Raw genomic sequence first — 592 nt, forward strand, 5'->3', positions numbered from 1 at the left:
ATGGGGTTGGCCTTGTTGACCGTGTCCTCGAACATGACGTACGGGTAGCCGGACTCGAACTGGATCTCGGCGACGGTCTGGAAGAACTCGCGGGCGTTGATCTTGGTCTTCTTGATGCGCGCCTCACGACGCGGCCCACCGTCACGGTTGTTGTAACCGCCCTCACGACGCGGAGCACCATCGCGGTTGTAACCACCCTCACGACGCGGGGCACCGTCACGGTTGTTGTAGCCACCCTCGCGACGCGGGGCACCACCATCACGGTTGTAGCCGCCCTCACGACGCGGGCCGCGGTCGCCGGAGCGAGATGCGCCGTCGCGGTAGACGGGGCGACCTCCGGAAGGACGATCGTTGCGCTGGTTCCTGTCGTCGTTGCGACGTGGACGGCGCTCTTCCTCTTCCGGCATGGTGCTCCCTGTTCTCTTGGTGCTGTAAACGCAAAATGGCCACCCAACGATGGGTGGCCATTTCGACTAAAAGGAGTCCGGCGGTGTCCTACTCTCCCACAGGGTCCCCCCTGCAGTACCATCGGCGCTGTGAGGCTTAGCTTCCGGGTTCGGAATGTGACCGGGCGTTTCCCTCACGCTATGGC

1 protein-coding gene and 1 rRNA gene are annotated in these 592 nt (G+C 63.7%); both read right to left on the reverse strand.

Translation table 11 applies throughout. From position 1 onward, the window contains the following. A partial coding sequence (locus AC2W7E_RS16225; protein ID WP_485989527.1) for a hypothetical protein occupies positions 1-407 on the reverse strand: 407 nt, incomplete at its 3' end. 75 nt (positions 408-482) lie between these two features. Then, positions 483-592: ribosomal RNA gene (gene rrf, locus AC2W7E_RS16230) — 5S ribosomal RNA — on the reverse strand; the annotation flags it as partial.

The sequence above is a fragment of the Microbacterium sp. CFSPD4_SD4 genome (assembly GCF_057364585.1).